Origin of the sequence: Pseudomonas sp. I3-I5 (genome assembly GCF_022699445.1) — a bacterium.
GTDB lineage: Bacteria > Pseudomonadota > Gammaproteobacteria > Pseudomonadales > Pseudomonadaceae > Aquipseudomonas > Aquipseudomonas fulva.
In genome coordinates this window covers 1,988,939-2,008,856 of the sequence record NZ_CP093940.1, presented here as the reverse complement: position 1 = coordinate 2,008,856, position 19,918 = coordinate 1,988,939, and the positions used below count along the sequence as shown (strand labels likewise).

Sequence of the window (19,918 nt, the reverse complement as noted above, 5' to 3'; positions counted from 1 at the left end):
GCTAACGCCGGAACCCCTGCCGGTATCGCGCAACGGACACTCAGCCAAGGAACTTCAATGATCTGCTCCCGCTCCGTCTATATTGCGGTCGCCCTCATGCTCGGCGCACCCTGGTCATCCGCCTACGCCAATGATCCGCTGCGAAGTAAAGTCGACACCGTCATCGGCCCCCTGATGCAGGCCGAGGGCATCAGCGGCATGGCCGTCGCGCTGTATGCCCATGGCCACGCTCATTACTTCAGCTACGGCGTCGCCAGCCGCGACGGCGGCGTGCCCGTTAGCCGCGACACCCTGTTCGAAATCGGCTCGCTGAGCAAGACATTCACCGCCACGTTGGTAGCCGTGGCCAATGCCGAAGGCCAGCTCGCCCTCGACGCCCCTGCCAAACGCTATCACCCGGCCCTGGGGGGTACTCCCATGGGGGACGCCACCGTGCAGGACCTGGGCACCTACAGCGCTGACTGCTTGCCCTTGCAGTTCCCCGACACCGTGAACTCCCCCCAGCAAATCGTGACGTTCTTGCGGCAATGGCAGCCCAAAGGCACGCCAGGTGCCCAACGGTGTTACTCCAACCCGAGCCTGGGCCTGTTCGGCGACCTGGCCGCCCGTGCCCAGCATCAACCGTTTGCCACCTTGCTTGAGCAAAACGTGCTCAAGCCCATGGGCCTGCACAGTACTTACCTGAATGTGCCCAGTGATGCACGTAGCCTGTATGCCCAAGGCTACGATGCCAGCGACAAGCCTGTGCGCGTGAACCCTGGCCCTTACGCGCAACAAGCCTACGGCATCAAGACCAGTGCCAGCGACCTGCTGCGCTACGTGCGCTTGAACATGCAGCCCGACGATCTGCCCGCGCCCTTGGCCCGCGCCGTCCTCATCACCCGCAATGGCTACGCCCAGATCGGTGAGATGACACAAGGCCTGGGCTGGGAGCGTTATGCGTACCCCGTCACATTGCGCACCCTCCTCACCGGCAATGGTCCGCAGATGATACGAGGCCCCCAGCCGGCACAACGGCTGCAGCCGCCAGCCGCTCCGTTGGCGGCAGCGTGGTACAACAAGACCGGCTCCACCAACGGTTTCGGTTCATATGCAGCGTTCGTCCCATCAGAAGGGTTGGCCATCGTGCTTCTGGCCAACCGCAACTACCCCAACGAAGCCCGGGTCCGCGCGGCATTCGAGATTCTTTCAGGGCTCTGAAACCAAGGATTGTCGGACAACTCTACGAAAATGTAGTGAGCAAAAATAATCACTACAAAACGGTTGACGCCGTTCATCGCGCTTGTGCATGATGAGGCCGTCTCCCTGATCGGGAGTCGTGGCAAGGGTGTTCCAGGCCGCCTGCGCGGTAACGCAGGCGGCCCGTGGAGAGGGAACTGTCCAAAAGGCAGCGTGAGAAAGCCCCTGTTGCAAAGCTGCAGTAGCAGCCTTGGAAACGCGCTACATCGCGATAGCGCCAACTGTGAATATCACCTGAAACTGGGTAATGGGGGCTTTATGATGAACTTGAACGACAATCCGACCATCGATCAATTGGCCAAGCTGTTCGCCACGCGCAAGGACAGCCTTGATGACCATCTGCTGTGGGTGAGCCAAAGCGGCGAAGTGCGCCTGGACCGCTTGCCACCCAACACGATTGAAGATGAATTCCAGGAGCACCTGCCAAGCATGCGTGCGCGCTTCAAGGCCTACCGCCGAGGCCAGGGCTATGTAGGCAAGAAGGCGGCTGCCGATACCGAGTTCGTCGGCCGTGTCTTGCAAACCCTGCAACAGCAATGGCCAGAGGCGCGTACGCAACATGCCGTGAAGGTGATCGAAGCGCAGTACTGACCCTCACGCGGTCTCAAGCCCGGCCACCGCGCCGGGCTTTTTCATGCGCGCCTTTTTGCCTTATGGGGTAACGGCGTGGCGCCCGTGGCCAATGCCCGAGCGCGCTCCACACCCCACACCAGCGCGCGGGTCATGGTTTCGCCGCAGCGGGCGGGATAATACTCCTCCACCAGAGCCTGCCCGTCGCGAGCGTAAAGGCCAAGAAACAGTTGAGTTGCGCCTTGCCTGGACAGGCGCACCTGCACATCGAGGGTCGTGCCGTCGCTGAGCGCCTCGTCGTGGCAGCGGCTGTGCAGTTGTGCATCGGCCCACTGCCAATAGATTTCGTCCCTGACTCGCATCGTTTGCGGTCCTCCCTACCAAAACGTAGCCAGGGAAGCATATCCGTGCCTGCTGGGCGACTGTAACCGACCAACAACATGAGCCTGGTCAATCAAAACTCGAAAAAAACGGGTAGCGCCCGCAGTTACTCAGGCCCTCGCGGCCCTGAGCCGCTGGCCGAGTCGGGCACCAAACACGTTCACCAGCAAACCACACATGACCAGCAAGGCACCCCAACCCTGGGTTTCGGTCAGGCGCTCACCCAGCAGCAGTGCCGACGAACTCAGGCCTATCACAGGCACCAATAGCGAAAAAGGCGCGACCTTGCCAGCCGGATGGCGCGACAACAGCGTGCTCCAGAGGCTGTAGCCCAGGATGGTGGCGACAAATGCCAGGTATGCCAGCGCGGCAATCGAGTGCCAGCCGATGTGCGTGAGCGCCTGGCTGATGCGTTCAGGCCCCTCCAGCCAGCCAGAGAGCAGCAGAAAGGGCAGCGGAGGGATCAAGCCGCCCCAGATGACCAATGCCACCAGGTCAATCGATCCGAAGCGGCGGGTAATGATGTTGCCCAAGCCCCACATCGCCCCGCCACACAAGGTCAATATCAGCGCGAGCGTGGGAACATGGCTGCCGTCTTCACTGCCGATCAGCGCCAGTCCACCAGCGGCCACCAGCAGCCCGAGCACACTGGCCACGCGCAAGCGCTCGCCCAGAAACAGCGCGGCGAAGCCCAGGGTGAAGAAGGCCTGGGACTGCAGGACCAATGAAGCCAGCCCCGGTGGCATGCCGCTGGCCATGGCCTGGAACAGAAATGCGAACTGCCCCAGGGAGATGGTCGCACCGTACGCGATCAGCCAACGCCAGGGCAGGTTTGGCCGCTTGATGAAGAACACCGCGGGGAATGCCACAAGGAGAAAACGCAGCGCCCCCAGCAACATGGGCGGCAACCCATCGAGCCCGACCTTGATCACGACGAAGTTGACGCCCCAGGCGATGATTACCACCAGAGCGATGAGCAGGTCCTTGAGCGGCATTGCGGCTTCCTTCTTCAGCGCTTATACATATTTCGTTACAGCATAAGGCTATTCCTCGATGACCCACCATTACAGTTGAGCCCTAGCGTTGCGCAACAGTAGGCTATGTCGCCGTTAGCGGAATGCGGTGGCCGCGCATGAAAAAGGGCCGCCTAGGCGACCCTCAACTTGCGCTAAGGCGAACCCCCGCCGTCACGCAACGGCGAACAGATCGTTCTCGATGTGCGCCTGTGCAGCGGTAATCGCTTGGATACGCTGCTCCGGACCGTAAGCCAGGCCGTGAGCCCGAACCACCTGCAGGTCGGTAATGCCGATGAAGCCCAGGAACACCTTGAGGAAGTCTTCATGGCCTACCCCGGTAGGTTGATCGGCGTGCACACCACCTGCCGTGGAAACCAGCACCACTTTCTTGTCACCGCACAAGCCTTCCGGGCCAGCTTCGGTGTAACGGAAGGTCTTGCCGGCGACGGCGATGCGGTCGATCCACGCCTTGAGTTGGGTCGGCACGCTGAAGTTGTACATCGGTGCGCCAATGACCACCGCATCGGCGGCCAGGAACTCTTCGAGGGTCTCGGCACTGAGCTTGGCCTCGAAGGCCTGGGCTGCATCGCGCAGCTCTTCACCCGTGCCGGCAGCCATCAGGGTAGCGGCCGAGAAATGAGCGATGGCATCGGCTGCCAGGTCGCGATAGACCACTTCGACGTTTGGCTCAGCGGCCTGCCAAGCGGCTACGACCTCACGGCTCAGTTGGCGCGAGGCCGAGTTGTCACCCAGGATGCTCGAATCGATGTGCAGCAGTTTCATGAGGTGCTCCTGCGAAAGGGGTTGAAGCGGAGAATGTTTGATGGGAACGATGTTACCTAAGCGAGTAATGGATGATAAGTGCCCCCAATCGCGTTAGTTTGTCCTATCCCTGGAACAATGAGCATTGCCCATGCAGGATTTGAACGATCTGTTCTACTTTGCTCGCGTCGTCGAAGCAGGCGGCTTCGCCGCCGCCGGACGCCAACTGGGCATCCCGAAATCAAGGTTGTCCCGTCGAATCGCCGAACTGGAAGAACGCTTAGGGATGCGCCTGCTACAGCGCACTACACGCCAGGTGAAACTGACCGCCGTGGGCGAGCGCTACCTGCATCACTGCCAGGCCATGCTTCTCGAAGCCGAGGCTGCCGAGGAAGCGGTAGCCAGCATGAGCAGTGAACCGCGTGGCAGGCTACGCGTATCCTGCCCGGTGGCCTTGGGTCATGCGTTCTTGCCGGACGTGGTGACCCAGTTTTTGCGGCAATATCCGCTCGTACAACTGGACCTGGTCTTGCTCAACCGTCGGGTGGACCTGATCTCCGAAGGTATAGATGTAGCGCTGCGTGTGCGTGACCTGGGCGATGAGGACCCTACGCTGGTGACCCGGCGACTTTGTCAGGCACAGATGCAACTGGTTGCCGCGCCGGGTTTTGCCCCACAGGTACGCAAGCCTGAGCAGCTAGCCGACCTGCCGGTGCTCGGCGCACCCGAAGCCGACCGCCTGGTACACCTGAGGCTGCAAGGGCCTGGGGGCCAGCTGCGCGCCTTGGCGCTCGAACCCAGGCTGTCAGTGGACGATTTCGTGGTACGTAATGCAGCTGTACGCGCGGGCCTGGGCTTCACCGCCCTGCCCAGCCTGTTTTGTGAAGAGCAGCTGCAGCGTGGAGAACTTGTCAGGCTGCTCCCGGACTGGTCCTTGCCAGGCGGCTACCTGCAAGCGGTATACCCTCACAGACGCGGTGTCACGCCTGCGGTGCGCGTATGGATCGACCATTTGGCCGCCTCATTCGAAACGTGCGGGGAACGCTATGTCTGACAGGTCACTGAGCAAATAGAGGAGTGGCCGGGAAATGTATTAAGCGCGCTCGCTCCCGTGTGTGATAAAGCGGTTTCACGCCAATGCCGCAGCTCGCCCCTGGAAGAACAGCCAATACGCCCAGGCGGCCTGGTGCACGACCACGATTGCCCAGAAGGTAACCTGGTAAGGCACCTTGCGTGTCTTGTGCCTGAACAACTGCTGCGCCAGCAGAGCGCCAGGCCAGCCACCGAACAGTTCTGTACCGTGCAACAGCTTCTCCGGGATGCGCCGCGCCTGGGTGCGGGCCTGGGCCTTGTCGTGCCAGTAGAGCAACACGCTGACCAGGCTCATCCCTGGGTACACCACCAGCGGCCACCACGCCTGCGCGTCGTAGGCCAGGCACGCTACACCCAGCACCGGCAGCACACACAGCAGCCCCAGCAGCACCCCCTTGAACCGGGCGTTGCGTATCTGCGCGGGGCGCTGGCGATCTGGCTGCTCAACCATGGGCAACGGTCCAGTCGACCCAGCCGAACAGCCAGCTGGCCAGAATCAGCATGCCGAAGACGATCCGATACCAGGCAAAGGCTGCATAACTGTGGTTGGCGATGAACTTCAACAGGCCGCGTACGGCGATCATCGCGAAGATGAACGAGGTCACGAAGCCCAGCGTAAAGATCGGTAGATCATCGGGCTGGAACAGATGACGGTACTTGTAGCCCGAGTACACGGCAGCCCCCACCATCGTCGGCATCGCCAGAAAGAAGGAAAACTCCGTCGCAGCAGTACGCGACAGGCCAAACAGCAGGCCACCGATGATGGTCGAGCCGGAGCGCGAAGTACCAGGAATCATGGCCAGGCACTGCACAAAACCGATTTTCAGCGCATGGCTCCAGCGCATCTCATCGACATGCGTCACCTCAACCGTATGTTGCCGTCGCTCGGCCCAGAGCATGACCACCCCACCCAGCACCAGCGCAGCCGCCACGGTGACCGCGTTGAACAGGTACTCATGAATCAGGTCGGCGAACAATACACCCAATACCAGCGCTGGCAGAAAGGCCAATAGCAGGTTACCGGTGAAGCGCTGGGCCCTGGGCTGGATGGGCAACCCGCGGACCACGTCGACTATCTTGCCGCGAAACTCCCACATCACCGCCAGGATGGCGGCCAGCTGAATGATGATGTTGAAGGCCATCGCCCGCTCACCTGTGAACCCGATGAGGTCGGCGACGATGATCTGGTGGCCGGTACTGGAAATCGGCAGGAACTCCGTCAGCCCTTCCACCACGCCCAGTATGATTGCCTGAAAGGCCGTCCAAAAATCCATCATCCCCCCGATGGAGCCTGCTCGTGGCAAGCTCCTTGTTCTTGATTTGCCTGAATATTGCCGCACGCGGCCCGGCTGTTTTACAGCGTCTGTTGGTCGCAAAGCCAGTGGAAAAGTTCACGGTTACTAAAGGTTTCATGTTGCGCCGCCGAAATGCTGGCAGAACCCCTTTGCACTGTCATGACGTTGCAGGCAACAGACTCCACGGCACATGGCACTTAGCCATTGGTCGAGTGGGTCCATGGCCACAGGCGTGCTTGGATGCAGGTGAAAACAAGAACAAATGGAGCATGCGCAATGAAGACGCTTAGATCGATGTCGATCAGCAGCCGCTTGTGGCTGATCCTGGTAGTGGCGATAGCCATGCTGTTGGCGCTTGGTCTGCTGATGCTGCGCCAGATCCACGGCGACTTGTACCAGGCCAAGGCTGAGAAAACCCGGCATGTGGTGGAAACGGCCACAGGTGTATTGGTGCATTTCCAACAGCTGGAGGCCGCCGGCACGTTGAGCCGCGACGCGGCCCAGCAACAAGCCCTGCAGGTGGTGAGGGCGCTGCGCTATGACCATGACGACTACTTCTGGATCAACGACCTGACCCCGCGCATGATCATGCATCCGGCCAATCCCAAGCTCGATGGCCAGGACCTGTCGGGCATCCGCGATCCGGATGGTTTTGCGGTATTCAACGAAATGGCTGCGCTGGCGCGCCAGCAGGGGGCGGGGCCTGTGAATTACCGCTGGCCCAAGCCCGGGGCTAGCGAACCTGTTGCCAAGACGTCCTTCATCCAGCTGTTCAAGCCCTGGGGCTGGATCATCGGCTCTGGCGTCTACGTGGACGACGTACAGGCCGAGTTCGCTCGACAGCTGCGTGACGCTTCGCTGCTGGGCGTGGTGATCGCGCTGCTGATGGGCCTGATGGTCTGGGTCATCGCACGCAGCATTGCCCGCCCGCTGCAGGAAGCCGTGCAGGCCATGGGCAATATCGCCAGCGGCGAAAGCGACCTGACCCGGCGGCTGGATACCCACGGGCGTGATGAACTCAGCCAGCTGGGCGAGCACTTCAACCGCTTCAACGGCAAGCTGCAAGGGGTGATCGGACAACTGCAAGGGGCGGCGCATGCGCTGGCCAGATCGGCCGACCATGTAGGCGACAACGCCGGTGCGGCGCAACAGCAAAGCGCGCAGCAATCACTGCAGATGGACCAGGTGGCAACGGCCGTGAACGAGGTGACCTACGCCGTGCAGGATGTTGCCAAGACCGCCGAGCAGGCCGCCGGGGAGATGCACACCGCTCAGCAACAGGTCGCGCAGGGGCAGCAGGCGATCCATGGCAGCCTGGCTCAGATCGACCGGTTGTCCATGACCATCGAACAGGCAGTGCAGGTGATCCGCGATCTGGCCGGGCACAGTACCCGCATTGGCGGCGTACTGGACGTGATCCGCTCGATTGCAGAACAGACCAACCTGCTGGCCCTCAATGCGGCGATCGAAGCGGCTCGCGCAGGCGAGCAAGGCCGGGGTTTTGCCGTGGTAGCCGATGAAGTGCGCCTGCTGGCGCAGCGCACGGCCCAGTCCACCGCCGAGATCCACACCATGATCGAACACTTGCAGAGCCAGTCCGATGCCGCCGTCAAGGCGATCGACACCAGCAGCGAGGCCTCACGGCAAACTGTCACGCAAGCCCGTGAAGCAGGCGCCAGCCTCAATGCGATCAACCAGGCCCTGCACACCCTGACAGCGTTGAATGCTTCCATTGCCAGCGCCACCCTGCAGCAATCCCACGTAGTGGAAGACATCAACCGCAACGTGCTGGACACGGCAGGCCTTTCCCAGCAGGCGGCCGATGCGGCGCGTCAGTCCAGTGAAGCCGGCGTGGCGCTGGGCCGGCTCAGCCAGGACCTGGAACAACTGCTGCGCCAGTTCAAGGTCTGAAGCCGACACCGGCTCAGGGCTGCAAGACGGCCCTGATGCCGGCAACGCCCTACACCTTCCTTGAGCTAACCGCTACAATCGCGCCCCCCGCTCAATTCTCCAAGGATCGCCGATGTCCGGCCTTGAACTCATCGCCGCCGTCCTCGGCGTCATCGCTGTGTGGCTCACGGTCAAGCAGAACGCCTGGTGCTGGCCCAATGGCCTGATCATGGTGCTGATCTATGCCTGGCTCTTTTACGAGGTCAAGCTCTATTCGGGCATGCTGCTTCAAGTTGCCTATGCGCTGTTGCAAGTGTATGGCTGGTGGCAGTGGAAGCGCCCTGAACGCCAAGATGCGGCACGCCAGGTATCGAGCTTGCGACCCGGCGCGCTGCTCACCCACCTGTGCCTGGGCGTGCTGCTCAGCGCAGCATTAGGTGCTGCCATGGCCACCTGGACCGATGCCGCCCTGCCCTGGCTGGACGCCAGCCTGACCGGCTTCAGCCTGGTGGCGCAGTGGTGGATGGCGCAAAAGCGCTTGCAATGCTGGCCCCTGTGGGCCGTGGTGGACATCATCTATGTCGGGCAGTACCTGCACCAGCACTTGTACTTCACCGCAGCGCTGTTTGCGGTGCTTACCCTCATCGCCCTGCGCGGATGGCTGGAGTGGTACCGGGACCCAGCGTTGGTGAAGGCATGAGCGCTGTGACGAGCACTCAGGTGGTGGTGCTGTGCGGCCCCGAATCCAGTGGCAAGAGCTGGTTGAGCGGCCAGATCCAGGCGCGTTTCGGTGGGCTGGTAGTGGGTGAGTACGTGCGTCACTTCATCGACCAGCACTGCCGCGACACGTGCTACGCCGACATCCCCAGCATCGCCCGTGGGCAATTGGCCTGGGAAGACGCTGCACGCGCAAGCTCGCCGTCGCTGCTGATTCTGGACACTCATCTGCTCAGCAATATGCTCTGGAGCCAGACCTTGTTCGGCGATTGCCCACCTTGGCTGGAGCAGGCTCTTCTCGATCGTCACTACGACCTGCACTTGCTGCTTAGCCCTGAGGGCGTGCCCTGGGTTGCCGATGGTCAGCGCACCCAGCCGGATGTGCGAGAGCGCCAGCAGTTTTTCGGGGCGAGCCTGCACTGGTTGCAAGACCACGATCAGCCTTACCGCATCATCGAAGGCGACTGGGCAACACGGCAGGCCCTGGCGCTGGAGCTGGTCGCTTCAATGCTGCGTCGCTCGGCCCCGGTGTAAAGCCCCTGACACACCCCCGCCGCAGCCAACCCTGCAAGCATGCGGCTTACGCCGTGAAGTGCGGTAAGTGTCACGCCACCGAAACACTGCCTGCCACTGTGATCAAACCCTCTCCCAGAGGTGACCGCTCGGTCACCGGTATCTGCTCGTTGTATCAGCCCTGACACAACGCAGGCCTGCACGACGGCCTTTATTACGCTAACCCCCTGAAATACCGCGACTTCTCAAAAGCGGCACGGCTCCTGCTCTTGCTAGCGCAACGCTGAACAAGGCCAGCGGCTGAAGAAGGAACCGCCGTCGTGAGGAACATCGACAAACGCCTGGGTTACCTGTTGCTGCTGGGGTGCGTGGTCAGCTCGCTCAGCGCAACCACCCAAGCCGACAATGGCACCATCGTCATCACCCGCGACGTGCAGACACGCAATGCCGTGATTCCCCCACTGCGCCCGGACCCCACACCTACCACCGTCAATGCCAACCCGGTCAATCATGTGCTGCGCCAGACCAACGAGTTGAGTGACGGCGACTTCGCCAGCATCAGCAGCGGCTCAGGCATCAACGCCATGATCACCCAGCAGACCGACCACCTGGGCGGCAACCTCGGCCACCAGACCCAATTGCCCAACCTGGCAGGCGGACGTGGATCAGGCTCGGGCAACGGGATCTCCAACATGGTCAATTCGAGCGTGCAGAAAGGCCTCGCGCCCCTGCAGATCCTGACGGGGGGCAAATGACATGAAGCCTGCCATGCTCGTAATCACCCTGCTGTGCAGCGCGTCCGCCATCGCCCAGCCACCGGCTGCCGTCAGCAACAACGCCACCATCGACGACGCCGGCCGTGCCTATCAGGGCAACATGACGGTCAACCAGGCTGCCGGAGACCTGCAGCAGCAGGCCAACGCCCGGGCGTTCGCCCTGGGCCACGGCGCCAGTGCCACGACACAGATCCGGCAGCGGCTCAATACACCTCCGGACGCTGCCATGGATACCCAGGCCAATATTGGCGGCGCCTCGTTCAGCCACGGCAATGGCGCGCTTGGTGTCAACCAGAGCGCCGGTGCAGGCACCCAGCAGGCCAACGCCCTGCGCATCAGCGTGGGTACACAACCGCAAAGCATCGACGACAGCGTCCTCCTGCAACAGAACGTGACGCTGCTCAACACCTTTGACTCAGCTGCTACCTCGACGGGTCATCGCCAGGTCACCACCAGTGACCAAGCGTTCACCGGTGGCCGTGGCGTGGTTCAGCTGAATCAGAGTGCCGGGGTGGGAAACCGCATGGCCAACACCTTGAGCATACGGGTCGCCGACTGACCGTTTGAGTCATGAACGACACTTAACCTTTAGAGTACGGAGAATCACCATGAAACCTTCGATGGCACTCAAGCCTCTGGTTTTCGCAATTGCTGCGGTCATGGCCGTTGCTGTACAAGCCGATCAGAACCGTCGCAGCTACAACGGCAACAGCACCACCTGGCTGCCCATCTCGGCCAAGGCCGATGCGCTGGACACCCAGCGTAGCACCGGCAACACCATCACCAACCAGGGCACCGTCAACGAAGCTGAAATGAGCAGCTCGGCAACCGGTGCCAGTGGCAACGTGGGTGTCAACGTGGCGTCTGGTAACGGCAACCAGCAGGGCAACGCGTCGGCCATCGCCAATGCCGCTGCCGACTCTACCCTGGATAACAGTTTCGTCTTCGGCACCGCCGAAGCCAACGCTGACGTCAGCCAGTACAGCAACAACAACCGTGTCGACAACTGGTCGACCCAGTCTTCGGCAGTGATGAGCGGCTCTGGCGAAGGCAGCTCGGGTAACGTGGGCATCAACATTGCCGGCGGCGACCTGAACCAGCAGAAAAACAGCATGGCCATCGCCAATACCAACGCCGGTATCGGCAATGCCACGGCTACGGCCAAGGCCGATCAGAACGGCCCAGGGCTTGTGGTCAACAACGGGGCCGACCGCACGTACCGCGTCGATACCCTGACCTTCACCACCTCGGCCACCGGTTCCAGCTCGCGTGAAGGTACGCTGAACTCCACCGATGACCGCAGTGCCTCGTCCAGCTTCAACCTGGCGGGTTCGCAAAGTGCCAGCTCCAGCGGCTCCAGCGGTTGGAATTCAAGTGGTTCGAGTGCCAATAACGCCAGCGGATCCAACAGTGCCAGTGCCAGTGGTTCCAACAGCTGGGGCATGAACGGTTCGGCAAGCGGCAGCGCCAGCGCCTCGAGCAGCGCCAGCCTCAGTGCCAGCCTGGCAGCGGCTGCGGCTGCCGATGCCACGCGTACCCTGACCCTGACCAACGGCGATCGCGAGCGCACCCGCACCAGCAGCGTAGACGGTTCGCTCAATGCATCCCTGGATGCTTCGGTGAATACCTCGCAGCAAAGTGCATACGACTCTTCGTTCGAAAAAGCCTTCGACTCCAACTACGACAAGTCGCGCGAGTCGTCCTATAACCATTCGCGGGACTCGTCGTACACCAAGTCGCATGACTCTTCCTACGAGAACGCTTCGGCTTCGGCGTATGAAAAGTCTGGCGAAACCTCCAGTCAATCCTCCAACGACGTCGCCAAGAGCTACAGCGAAAGCAGCGCTTACGACTTGAGCAATACCGTGTCCTTCCAAGTGCTGACCCCGACCGGCTGGGCCAACCCTGTGACCAACACTGCAACCCTTAGCGGTTCGGTCAATGGCGGCAGCGGCAACCTGGGCGTGAACGTGGCGGCCGGTGTGGGCAACCAGCAGAGCAACTCGCTGGCCATCTCCAACACCTCGTTCTGATGCCAGACCCCAAGGCCCCCTTTTTGGGGGCCTATCTTCAACGCACCCAAAGGCGTCGATCATGCGCGTATTCGCCCTGGCGTTCCTGCTGTGCCTGGCCAGCATGGGTCAAGCAGCCCAGATGCCGCTGTCCGTCCTGCCTGGCGGAGCGGTGGTGTTCAAGCCCATCCAGAGCATGCGCGAACGCAAGTTCGCCGACTTGGTGCAACAGAAGACCGATTTCAGCTGCGGCGCCGCCGCGCTGGCAACCATCCTGCGTCAGGCCTACTGGCTGGACGTGGACGAACACCAGATCATCGAGGGCATGCTCACCCATGCCGACCAGAACCTGGTCCGCACCCAGGGGTTTTCGATGCTCGACATGAAGCGCTATGTGGAAAGCCTGGGCATGCGCGCCCGGGGTTACCGAGTGGCGCCCGAGACACTGAACAGCGTTCGAATCCCAGTGGTGGTGCTGATGGACATCCGCGGCTACAAGCACTTTGTGGTCATGCAGAAGGTCGACCGGGGCTGGGTCTACATCGGCGATCCGGTGCTGGGGCACAAGCGTTACAGAACCGAGGACTTCCTAAAGGGCTGGAACGGCATCATCTTCGCGGTGATCGGCCAGGGCTACGACAAGCAAAACGCCCTGCTCGACCCTCCGCTGCCGCTGACGGCCAAAGGCCGCCTGGACGGCTTCACGCCGGTCAAGGATGCCGATCTGCTGGACTACGGCTTCATTCGAAGCGATTTCTTCTAACGCCTTTTCCAAGAACAAGGTGCACGATGCGCCGGGGAGCATTGCATGAAGACCCCTATCTGGTTGGTTCTGGCCTGCATGACGGCCAGCCTGCCTATCCACGCCGAAGTGCTGCACCCTATCGAGCTCAAGGACCAGGAACTGGCGAGCTTGCGCGGACGCTACGTGATGCCGGGTCGAATCGTGAGTTTCGGCATCGTCATGAGCAGCACCTGGCAGAACGCGCGCGGTGAAGTGATAGGCGCCAGCAGCACCTTGCAGGTGCAGCTGGCCACGATCAAGCCGCAATTCTACGTCTCGTTGATCGATGAGCGCGGCGCGCCGACGGCCCAGGGAAGTGCCCAGCCGGTTGCCCAGGGCAGCGGTACGGTGAGCGGCGGTGCCGGGCTTGGTACTACGCAGGGGGTGACCCAAGTGGTCCGCGCGGCCGGCGACGACAACAGTGCCTACAACAATGTGAACGTCAATGTGACCAAAGCCGACCAGGCTCCCACGGTGCAGCCCCATGGGCAGGTATTGGCCGCCGGACAGACGCTGATGGCCGAGAACGGCGCCGGCGCGCTGAGCGTGTCGTCCACAGGCGTAGGCGTGCAAATGAACATAGATGCCCACGGCAATCAGGGCAACAGCGTGCAGCGTCTGGCCCAAGGCGGGTTGATGCAGAACACCACCGTGCTCGGCAATGGCAACCTGGTGAACAACGTCACCTCTCTGAACGTGGTCATGCGCCAGAACCTGCCAACCGCCGCTTCGCTAAATGGCAGCCTGGACCAGCTCAAAGGGCTTCGCTCTGTCGGATACTGATCTACGCTCAGTCTCATCACAGCAGTCGGAAGGGACGGCATCTTCATGCAACGATCGTTAGCACTCAAAGCGGTTGTGTGTTTGACAACCTTGGCACCCGCCACATCGCTATACGCCGCTGTAGATCCGCAAGTCGAAGCACTCAAACAGGAACTGACCGAACTCAAGCGCCGCTACGAAGCCCAGCAGCAGGCGCTGATGGTGCTGGAGCAGCGGGTTCGCCAGGTCGAAGAAACCCCGGCAGCCCCCCCGCCCAAACGCCTGGTGCGATCGCCCAGCGAACGGGTCAAGGGGGGCCAGACCGTCGCTGCCGGGGCGCCTGGGACCACCGGCGCCTCGTATGGGCAGGCGCTGGCCGCAGACTCCGAGCCTGCGCAGAGCGTCTCCAACTTGTACGACGAGGCCAGCGGGTTCTTCGGGGGTGGCAAGTTCAGCCTCGAAACCGGCTTGACCTATACCCACTACGACACCCGCGCCCTGACCCTCAACGGCTTCCTGGCGCTGGATTCGATCTTCCTGGGCAATATCAACCTGGACCGTATCAAGGCCGACAACTGGACCCTGGACCTGACGGCACGCTACAACCTGGACCAGCGTTGGCAGTTTGACATCAACGTCCCGGTCATCTACCGCGAGTCCACCTATTCGTCTGGCGGCGCTGGAGGGGCCGGGCCGAGCACCTCGGACGCCACGGTCACGCGCGACCCGGAAATCGGCGATATCAACGTAGGTGTCGCCTACAAGTTCCTGGACGAATCCGAGACCTGGCCAGATGCCGTAGCCACCTTGCGGGTCAAGGCGCCGACCGGCAAGGACCCCTACGGGATCAAGCTGCGCGAAGTGGCGGGCAACGACAACCTTTCGGTGCCTGAGAGCCTGCCGACCGGCAACGGGGTCTGGTCCATCACGCCGGGTATCTCCCTGGTCAAGACGTTCGACCCGGCCGTGCTGTTCGGCAGCTTGTCCTACACGTACAACCTGGAAGACTCCTTCAGCGACATCAGCCCGCAGGTGAACAGCAAGGTACCCGGTGACGTGAAGCTGGGCGACTCGTGGCAAATCGGTGCGGGCATTGCCTTCGCGCTGAACGAGAAGATGAGCATGTCGTTCTCGGTCTCCGACCAGTTCGGACGCAAGAGCAAGATCAAGCCCGACGGTGGTGACTGGCAATCGGTCTCCAACAGCGACTACAACGCGGCCAACTTCAACGTCGGCATGACGTTTGCGGCGACCAACAACCTTACGATCGTGCCCAATCTGTCCATCGGGCTGACCGATGATGCGCCCGACTTCTCGTTCAGTCTGAAATTCCCCTACTACTTCTGATGATCGACGCACCGGGCCCGCTTACGCGGGCCTGGCTTTTGTGTGCCAGCGCTTTGCACGCCCGCTTTGCCCGCCCTTGGCCTGTTATCATCAGCCACAGATTGATGACGATTTAATGGCAAAGGAACGTTTTTGTGAAAAGCCTCTCAGACCCCTCACACAAGCGGCTCGCCGCCTTGGCCGTGTTGGTGCTGGTGCTACCCTTGGGCGCACGTGCCGCGTTGGGCTGGTCCAACCCGCTTGGCTATCTCTCCGACCTGGCCCTGGGCGGCGCGCTGTTGCTGCTTTTGCATCGTCGGCCCTGGTGGCTGGCGCTGCCGGTGCTGCTGGCGTGGGCCCTGCTTTGGGTCGCCTCGGCCGAACTGGTGAGCGCGGTGGGACGGTTGCCCACCAGCGCAGACCTCGCCTACCTGGTCGACCCGCAGTTCATGGAAAACTCCACCGGGGGCGGCCTGGCCCACGCCTGGCTGGCTTGGTCCATGGGTGCCGGGCTGCTGGCCTGGTTGGCCTGGGCATGGAAGACCCGTCGCCAGCCTGGCCGGCCGTTACCACGCAAGGCGTGGGTAGCGGTACTGGCCTTGTTCGGCGTGCATTGGGCCAGTCAACACCTGGCACCCTCCGATGCCGAGCAATGGCGCCAATACAACCTGGGCCATCAGCTCGCCTCTGCGGCGGTGGGCGATGTGCAGCGCCAAGTGCAACGCTGGAGCGGCCAGGTGACGCCGTTCACCCCCCTGCCCAGCGCCGGCCTTACCCAATCAGACCTCAACGGCCAACGCTTGCTCGATGGCCCAGGCAGTGCGCGCAACCTGCTGGTCATCACGGTCGAGGGCATCCCCGGTGCCTACCTGCGCCCCAATCGCGAGGCGCTGCACAGCCGCTTCGACGAAGACTTGATGCCGCGCTTGAGCCAGTGGGCTACGCGGGGCATGAATACCCCGGACTATGTCCTACACAGCCACCAGACCATACGCGGGCTGTATGCAATGCTCTGCGGCGACTACGACAAACTGGCCAACGGCACGCCCAAAGGCGTGGAGTTGTTGACCCAGGCCGAGCGCAACCAGGCCTGCCTGCCGGCGCAGTTGCGCCAAGCTGGTTTTACCACCCATTACCTGCAAGGCGCTGGACTGCGTTTCATGGCCAAGGACCGCATCATGCCCCACGTAGGTTTTGATTCGGTACATGGCGTGGAGTGGTTCGGCAACCGCAATTACCTGGACTTCCCATGGGGCAAGGATGACCGAGCCTTTTTCGAAGGCGCGCTGGATTACGTCGGGCAATTGCGCAAGCAAGACCAACCGTGGATGCTCACCCTGCTCACCGTCGGCACCCATCAGCCCTACTCCGCCCCTGCCGATTACCTGGCGCGCTTCGACACCCCCAAGCAGGCCGCCGTGGCCTATCTGGACGACGCCTTGGGCGCTTTCTTGGACAACCTGGAGCGCCAGGGCGTGCTCAAGGATACCTTGGTGGTGGTCACCTCGGATGAATCCCACGGCATCGATGGGGTGCGCTTGGCTTCTTCCTGGGGCTTCAACCTGACCCTCGCACCCGATCAGGCCCAGTTGCCTCACCTCAAGGGCGGTACCTACGGGCACGTCGACCTGGCCACTTCGCTGCTCGACTATTTCGCGCTGCCCATCCCGCTGGCCCTTGGCGGGCGGTCGATGTATCGAGACTACGACACCGGCCGCGAAATGATCTCGTTCACCAATGGCATGCTCCGCTACCACGACGGCAAGGGCGTGTTTACCGAGTGCGATTTCCAGCAGCGCTGTCGCCGTTACGCCAGTGAAGGGTTCATTGCCGATCGGGCCCGCTACCTGGACCAAGGCGACAATGCGCTGGGGCAGCAATTAGGTGCATTGGCCGGCGTACTGGACCAATCGCTGATGCAAAGCCCCCTCAATCTGCGCTATCAATTTGGCGGGCCCTCACCCATCCAGCTCAGCAAGCGCATCCATGACGACTGGGCCGATAACCTGATCGGCGCGCAGTACCTGGAGATGCCCGAAGGCTCGCGCACGCGTGTCAGGGTCAAGGTGCGTGCGCTGGACGCCCGGCACGCCGCTTACATCCAGCTCAAGGCCAAGCAACTGGAGCAGGATGTGCCGCTAGGCTTGCCGGAGGAAGTCAGGGTCACCGCCGACGAACCGTTGGAGATAGAGTTCGGGTTCGACAACCCAGTGGAACGCAAGGCCTTCTCGTTCCACCTTCTGGGTTATGGGGGTGGGCAGGTCGAGGTGAGTGACTTCAGCGTCATCACTGCATTGCCTGGCGAGGCGGATTTTCAGGATGAACTGACGCCGGAGCACGTTGCGCACTCAGGCTGATGCGCTGCCTGGTCTTGTCTACCCAGCCTGGCGTACGGCCCAGGCTGGGGGTTGCACATCAAGCGGAGTCAGGTCCGCACGCCCAGCATGCCTCGCTCGATGATGAAGTCGATCACCGCCTGCAACCCCTCCCCTTTTTTCAGGTTGCTGAACGTCCAGGGCCGCTCGGGCCGCATCCGTTGGGTGTCACGCTCCATTACTTCGAGTGAAGCCCCAACGTACGGTGCCAGGTCGGTCTTGTTGATGACCAGGAAGTCCGACTTGGTGATGCCGGGTCCGCCCTTGCGCGGAATCTTCTCCCCTTCGGCGACGTCGATCACGTAGATGGTCAGGTCCGCGAGCTCGGGGCTGAACGTGGCGCTCAGGTTATCGCCGCCACTTTCGACAAAGATGACTTCAAGGTTGCCAAACTTGCGCGCCAGCTCCTCGACGGCTGCGAGGTTCATCGACGCATCTTCACGAATGGCCGTGTGCGGGCAGCCGCCGGTTTCCACGCCCACGATGCGCTCAGGCTCAAGTGCGCCGGCTTCGGTCAGAATACGCTGGTCTTCCTTGGTATAGATGTCGTTGGTCACCACCGCGATCTGGTAATGATCGCGCATGGCCTTGCACAGCGCCTCGAGCAATGCGGTCTTGCCGGAGCCCACAGGGCCACCCACACCGACACGCAGGGGTTGTTGATAGCTTTGCATTCAGGCAGTCCTCAAGAGCGGAACAAACGGGTGTATTGGGTTTCGTGACGCGACGATGCGATGGCCAGCAGCGGCAAGCCGCCGCCAAGCTGGTCGTCGCCAAGGGTCAGTGCATGATCGAATGCGTCGGGCAGGTCGTTGCTGAGCGCATGCAGCAGGGTCTGGGCAGCCTGTTGGCCGAACGGCACCAGCTTGACGCCGGCCATCACCGCCCCTTCGAGCCAGGCGAAGCCGTAGCCCATGGCCAGTTGGCGCAAGGGAATCGCCCAATGGACAGCCAGCCAGGCCATGGCACCGAGCTGGGTGAGCCCTAGGCTGTCACGCCAGGCCGGGACTTGTGCCAGTTGCCAACCGTCGAGCAGGCGCGCCAGCGCGGCCCCGCGCTGTCCCTCTTCCAGGCGCAGCTCTGCGGTTTCGCGATTGGCCAGCAAGAACCGGCACCAGCGGGCGTAAGCCTGGGCATCGCTGGCCAGGCAGGCGTCGTATAGGCGGACAAGCACGGGCCAGTCCAGGCACGCGAGGGTGTCCTGGACCTGTTCGCGTTGCCAGGCTGCAAAGCCAGCCGTGTCCTTGACCCACCCTGCTTCAACTGCCCATTCCAGGCCTTGCGAGTAAGTGAAGCCCCCGACTGGCAAGCCGGGGCTTGCCAGCTGCAACAATCGCAGCAACGCCAGATCGGTGCTCATCAACCGGCCAGCACCAGGGCTGCACCGGCCAACAGCCCACCGCCGAACGCTTTCTGCAGCCGCGCATGACGACGCAGCAGCAGGCCTGCGGCGTAGCCACAGGCCAGTAACAGGCCGCTCACTGCAACGAAACCTGCGCTGAACTGCCAGAACGCGCTAGGCGTCGCCTCCACCCCATGTGCCCAGCCATGGAACAGCGCGAACACCGGCATGGCCAGGGCCAGCAGCAGTTGCCTTGCTGGCAGCAGCATTGCTGCACCAGCCACCACCAGCGAGCCAGCAATCAGGGTTTCCATGCCCAGCACATTGCCGAACACGTGCCCTCCTACAGCACCGGCGAACATCGCCGCCAATGTGGCCAGGGGGAGCAGCAACGTGCGGCCGGTGAGCGCCGCTAACACGCCTGTACCCAGCAGCATCAACAGGTGATCCAGCCCGGTCAGTGGGTGCAACAGCCCGTCCTGTAGCGGGTGGGTATCGTGACCCGGGTGGGCGAAAGCCGGCAATGCCAGCATCAGCAGCAACAACGCGAACATCTTTTTCATAGGTAGCTCCAACAGGGTCAGGAATGAGCAGGCAGGCGCACGAAGGGATGCCCATGGCCATGGGCATGTGGCGCACTCTGGTAGGCGCCGGCCTCCGGTTCGAAAGGCGCCTGTTCGGCCTCCACTGTCAGGCCCAGGCCACGCAGCATGTCATCGAGCACATGGTCATGCTGAAAGCGCAGCAGGCCAGGCTCGATTTGCAAGGGTACGTGTCGATTCCCCAGGTGATAGGCGGCGCGTGCAAGCAGGTGCGGGTCCGCACAGCGCACGGTCGAGACTGCTTCGGGCGCGGCTTGTACTCGGATCAACTGGCTACCGGTGGCATCTGCCAGCAGTTCTCCGCCGCGCAGCAGGTGACCCCGTTCCAGCATCAAGCCCGCTTCGCGGCCATCGTCCAGGGTTACCCGCAAACGGCTTTTGATGCGGCTGTCCACATCCAGGGTGACAGTGCCGGTTTGGGCATGAGTACCGGGGTCGGTGATACGACGGGTAAGGACTAGCAT

The 19,918-nt window shown here is 62.3% G+C and carries 22 protein-coding genes; 13 read left to right on the top strand and 9 right to left on the bottom strand.

Annotation, left to right across the window (positions count from 1 at the left end; all coding sequences use genetic code 11):
• Positions 1-57 precede the first annotated feature (57 nt).
• Positions 58-1,200 (top strand): class C beta-lactamase, encoded by a 1,143-nt coding sequence (gene ampC, locus MOP87_RS09125; RefSeq protein WP_110607490.1) that lies wholly within the window; start codon positions 58-60, stop codon positions 1,198-1,200.
• A 297-nt stretch (positions 1,201-1,497) separates the two neighbouring features.
• Entirely contained in the window at positions 1,498-1,830 is a 333-nt protein-coding gene (locus tag MOP87_RS09120) for a hypothetical protein (protein ID WP_023533476.1), read from the top strand.
• Between the two features lie 41 nt (positions 1,831-1,871).
• On the opposite strand, the gene MOP87_RS09115 is transcribed toward MOP87_RS09120, so the two are convergent.
• The 3 genes from MOP87_RS09115 to MOP87_RS09105 all read right to left on the bottom strand — a co-directional run bounded on the left by MOP87_RS09115 (position 1,872) and on the right by MOP87_RS09105 (position 3,989).
• Entirely contained in the window at positions 1,872-2,171 is a 300-nt protein-coding gene (locus MOP87_RS09115; protein ID WP_027915553.1) for a hypothetical protein, read from the bottom strand.
• Positions 2,172-2,300: 129 nt separating this feature from the next.
• Positions 2,301-3,185 (bottom strand): EamA family transporter, encoded by an 885-nt coding sequence (locus tag MOP87_RS09110; RefSeq protein WP_028687733.1) that lies wholly within the window; start codon positions 3,183-3,185, stop codon positions 2,301-2,303.
• A 192-nt stretch (positions 3,186-3,377) separates the two neighbouring features.
• Positions 3,378-3,989 (bottom strand): FMN-dependent NADH-azoreductase, encoded by a 612-nt coding sequence (locus MOP87_RS09105; RefSeq protein WP_028687732.1) that lies wholly within the window; start codon positions 3,987-3,989, stop codon positions 3,378-3,380.
• Between the two features lie 130 nt (positions 3,990-4,119).
• Between MOP87_RS09105 and MOP87_RS09100 the strand changes: the two genes are divergently transcribed.
• Positions 4,120-5,022, top strand: coding sequence for a LysR substrate-binding domain-containing protein (locus MOP87_RS09100; protein WP_049696089.1), 903 nt, complete (start codon positions 4,120-4,122; stop codon positions 5,020-5,022).
• A 75-nt stretch (positions 5,023-5,097) separates the two neighbouring features.
• Here the strand turns inward: MOP87_RS09100 and MOP87_RS09095 are convergent, their stop codons facing one another.
• On the bottom strand, positions 5,098-5,511 hold the full coding sequence (locus MOP87_RS09095; protein ID WP_049696090.1) for a DUF1294 domain-containing protein: 414 nt from the start codon (positions 5,509-5,511) through the stop codon (positions 5,098-5,100).
• Positions 5,504-6,334, bottom strand: coding sequence for an undecaprenyl-diphosphate phosphatase (locus tag MOP87_RS09090; RefSeq protein ID WP_242810539.1), 831 nt, complete (start codon positions 6,332-6,334; stop codon positions 5,504-5,506). Before MOP87_RS09090 ends, MOP87_RS09095 begins: the two co-directional genes overlap by 8 nt.
• Positions 6,335-6,631: 297 nt before the next feature.
• On the opposite strand from MOP87_RS09090, the gene MOP87_RS09085 reads away from it, so the two are divergent.
• The 10 genes from MOP87_RS09085 (at position 6,632) to MOP87_RS09040 (ending at position 17,492) form a co-directional block, all read left to right on the top strand.
• Positions 6,632-8,266, top strand: coding sequence for a methyl-accepting chemotaxis protein (locus MOP87_RS09085; protein WP_028687728.1), 1,635 nt, complete (start codon positions 6,632-6,634; stop codon positions 8,264-8,266).
• Positions 8,267-8,378: 112 nt separating this feature from the next.
• On the top strand, positions 8,379-8,945 hold the full coding sequence (pnuC, locus tag MOP87_RS09080; RefSeq protein WP_242810427.1) for a nicotinamide riboside transporter PnuC: 567 nt from the start codon (positions 8,379-8,381) through the stop codon (positions 8,943-8,945).
• Positions 8,942-9,496 (top strand): AAA family ATPase, encoded by a 555-nt coding sequence (locus MOP87_RS09075; RefSeq protein WP_027915545.1) that lies wholly within the window; start codon positions 8,942-8,944, stop codon positions 9,494-9,496. Before pnuC ends, MOP87_RS09075 begins: the two co-directional genes overlap by 4 nt.
• Positions 9,497-9,795: 299 nt before the next feature.
• Positions 9,796-10,230: a hypothetical protein gene (locus MOP87_RS09070; protein ID WP_027915544.1), complete on the top strand. Its 435-nt coding sequence runs from the start codon at positions 9,796-9,798 to the stop codon at positions 10,228-10,230.
• Between the two features lies 1 nt (position 10,231).
• Positions 10,232-10,810 carry an adhesin gene (locus tag MOP87_RS09065; RefSeq protein ID WP_242810426.1) on the top strand — a complete coding sequence of 193 codons (579 nt, stop codon included), beginning with the start codon at positions 10,232-10,234 and terminating at the stop codon, positions 10,808-10,810.
• A 49-nt stretch (positions 10,811-10,859) separates the two neighbouring features.
• Positions 10,860-12,284: a heme utilization protein gene (locus MOP87_RS09060; RefSeq protein WP_242810425.1), complete on the top strand. Its 1,425-nt coding sequence runs from the start codon at positions 10,860-10,862 to the stop codon at positions 12,282-12,284.
• A 61-nt stretch (positions 12,285-12,345) separates the two neighbouring features.
• Entirely contained in the window at positions 12,346-13,026 is a 681-nt protein-coding gene (locus MOP87_RS09055) for a C39 family peptidase (RefSeq protein WP_027915541.1), read from the top strand.
• Positions 13,027-13,071: 45 nt separating this feature from the next.
• Complete coding sequence (locus MOP87_RS09050; RefSeq protein ID WP_242810424.1) at positions 13,072-13,830, top strand: hypothetical protein; 759 nt, start codon at positions 13,072-13,074, stop codon at positions 13,828-13,830.
• A gap of 45 nt (positions 13,831-13,875) precedes the next feature.
• A complete protein-coding gene (locus MOP87_RS09045; RefSeq protein WP_027915539.1) occupies positions 13,876-15,156 on the top strand; it encodes a hypothetical protein in 1,281 nt (426 codons plus the stop codon).
• Positions 15,157-15,290: 134 nt separating this feature from the next.
• Positions 15,291-17,492, top strand: a complete 2,202-nt coding sequence (locus MOP87_RS09040) for an LTA synthase family protein (protein ID WP_242810423.1) — start codon at positions 15,291-15,293, stop codon at positions 17,490-17,492.
• Positions 17,493-17,560: 68 nt separating this feature from the next.
• Here the strand turns inward: MOP87_RS09040 and ureG are convergent, their stop codons facing one another.
• Genes ureG through ureE form a run of 4 tightly spaced genes read right to left on the bottom strand, consistent with a single transcriptional unit; the run spans position 17,561 to position 19,918 of the window.
• On the bottom strand, positions 17,561-18,184 hold the full coding sequence (gene ureG, locus MOP87_RS09035) for an urease accessory protein UreG (RefSeq protein WP_027915537.1): 624 nt from the start codon (positions 18,182-18,184) through the stop codon (positions 17,561-17,563).
• Positions 18,185-18,195: 11 nt separating this feature from the next.
• Positions 18,196-18,870, bottom strand: a complete 675-nt coding sequence (locus MOP87_RS09030) for an urease accessory UreF family protein (RefSeq protein ID WP_027915536.1) — start codon at positions 18,868-18,870, stop codon at positions 18,196-18,198.
• A complete protein-coding gene (locus MOP87_RS09025; RefSeq protein ID WP_027915535.1) occupies positions 18,870-19,415 on the bottom strand; it encodes a HupE/UreJ family protein in 546 nt (181 codons plus the stop codon). Before MOP87_RS09025 ends, MOP87_RS09030 begins: the two co-directional genes overlap by 1 nt.
• Before the next feature lie 17 nt (positions 19,416-19,432).
• Complete coding sequence (ureE, locus tag MOP87_RS09020) at positions 19,433-19,918, bottom strand: urease accessory protein UreE (RefSeq protein WP_027915534.1); 486 nt, start codon at positions 19,916-19,918, stop codon at positions 19,433-19,435.